Genomic DNA, 2,295 nt, shown 5'->3' on the forward strand with positions numbered 1-2,295 from the left:
GTCAGCGTCGTCTTGCCGTGGTCAACGTGACCAATCGTACCAACGTTCACGTGCGGCTTGGTCCGCTCGAATTTACCCTTGGCCATTTTCGACTCCCAAAAGGAATTTCACAGGTTGCGCCGCGCGCAAACAAGACACTGACTTTTTACTGCTGGTGCCCATGGGCAGGATCGAACTGCCGACCTCTCCCTTACCAAGGGAGTGCTCTACCACTGAGCCACATGGGCGTTTTACGCTTCAACTTAGCGGTCTGGAGCGGGTGAAGGGAATCGAACCCTCGTCGTAAGCTTGGAAGGCTTCTGCTCTACCATTGAGCTACACCCGCACGGGCCACTAACGATTCCTTACCGCTCACTGCGCTGATATCTTGGTGGAGGAGGTTGGATTCGAACCAACGTAGGCGTAAGCCAACAGATTTACAGTCTGCCCCCTTTAGCCACTCGGGCACCCCTCCGTAGAGAACTGACGATTATGGGGGTGCATCGCACTCGTGTCAAGCACATCCGGAAGATTATTTTCATTCTCTTCCTGACTCCTGCTTTACCACCGATCCCCGCGCCCGCCCGGCTAAGGCAAGCACGAGATGCTGCCGACCGGCGCCACATCTTCGTCAGACTCCGCCCTTAGCGCCGATCTGCATCTGCGCTAAAAACGAAAGACCGCCATGATACGACCTCTTTCGCACAATGCCAAGCGGGTAGAAGCAAAATTTCCGCAAATTTCGTGCCGGACGACTTCGCCGGCCCCGCCTGCGGCATTTTTCGGCGGCTTCGGCGCCCTGCCGCTTGCGGGAAATCGGGATTTCGCGCGTCCCGTCGCGCGGCTGCCCGCTTGAGCTCGCGGCTGTACCGTGCGCGGGGTTATCCGAACTTTCGGGTGTTTGGGCCCTGTAATGGCGCCATCGCGTCTGCGCGAGATGTGGGCCGCCGCCCCGCCCCTGTCGCAGCCGGTCGCCGGTCGCCGGCAGGATACCCGGCTTCCATCATCTTCCCGTGCGAATCCTCATGCGCCTGCTCGCTCTCGCGATTGCCTTCACCACCTTGATCATACCGACCGCACAGGCGGCCGATCCCGCAGGCGCCTAGTGTCGCTCAAGCATCATTGCCAAGATCCGTCAGCGGGCTCGGGAAGACAGCCGCACCACAGGACTCACCAGAACGACTGCAGCGCCCTGTTGCACATGACCAGTTGAAGCAGGCGCTCGATGCCGGCAGCCTGAGCTCGACGCATATCGGCTCGCCCGTAGCGCAGCCGATAAATCAGGACGCGAGCGCCTATGCATGGCTGCTCAACGGGGCGTCCGCCCGCCTCATCGCTGCCGGCGACAGCGCCTCGCCTCGCCAGCCGAATCTGACAATGCGGCGCGCCTGGACGCATTGCAGCCCCGGCTCGGCGACGATATGCGCTCACACCCAGGTGGGCCTAACAAGCTCCGAGCCGCGACCTCGGCAAACGTCCTGCAGTGCCGCGCCAATTGCTGACGACTTCCGCCCGACCGCGCGCACACGTTGCAACTGGCGCTGCGATCGGATCCCCCGCCTTCCGGCGAGCCGGGCACCCAATATCTCGAACGAGCCTGTTGCGGGCGATATCCGGTGGATTAGGCGAAGAACGGCACTTGATAGCGCCACTTCGTGTTACCCGATGCAATTCCGGCGCGGAATTTCTTTGCGCCTCGATCGTTCAGCGCCTTCGACAAGAAACGTCTGGTTCAGGCAAGCGGAACCCGGCATGCCGCTCTCGCGCACGGCGCATCTGGTTGCGAGAAACGCAAAACGCGCCTCGTAGTCGCGGAACGAGTGCCGCAACTTTCGCAGGAGATGCGCTCAGTACGCGCGCTGATGGGAAGAAATGGTTAATTGCCGGACAGCAAGACGCATCGCGTCTGGCCGCGCGGTGTCGCGCAAATCTCTGGCAGGAAATCGCAGCGAATTGGCGGTCGAGCACTCGATCAGAACGGCTGCCGACCGAGAACTGACTACTTCGAACAGTCGGCGGGAGGATACCGGCCTCGGCAACATCCGTTGTCGGTGCTCGGTCACCCCAAATCCCAAATAGTCGGAGTGAATTTACACCGATTGCGCGAATGTGATCTCGGCTCTATTCGACGTCGTCAACGCTTCAGCTCCGGTCGCATTGCGCCTGGCCGACGGCCTGCGCGCATTTCCTTCGCGCCAATGCAAAAACCCCCGCCTTTCGGGCGGGGGTTTCTGGCTTGAGGGAGCCTGACGATTACCTACTTTCACACGGGAATCCGCACTATCATCGGCGTAGAGTCGTTTCACGGTCCTGTTC

General features: G+C 60.8%; 1 protein-coding gene and 3 tRNA genes. All 4 read right to left on the reverse strand.

The genetic code is table 11. The annotated features are described in order from the left end of the window. On the reverse strand, positions 1 to 86 hold an 86-nt coding region (locus DIE03_RS37925), incomplete at its 3' end, for a GTP-binding protein (RefSeq protein WP_033473206.1). Positions 87 to 152: 66 nt separating this feature from the next. After that, positions 153 to 227 (reverse strand) — tRNA-Thr (locus DIE03_RS37930). Positions 228 to 251: 24 nt separating this feature from the next. Then, positions 252 to 325: transfer RNA gene (locus tag DIE03_RS37935), tRNA-Gly, on the reverse strand. A gap of 43 nt (positions 326 to 368) precedes the next feature. Beyond that, positions 369 to 454, reverse strand: a tRNA-Tyr gene (locus DIE03_RS37940). Positions 455 to 2,295: the final 1,841 nt, after the last annotated feature.

It is taken from the genome of Burkholderia sp. Bp8992 (assembly GCF_003853705.1).
Lineage (GTDB): Bacteria > Pseudomonadota > Gammaproteobacteria > Burkholderiales > Burkholderiaceae > Burkholderia.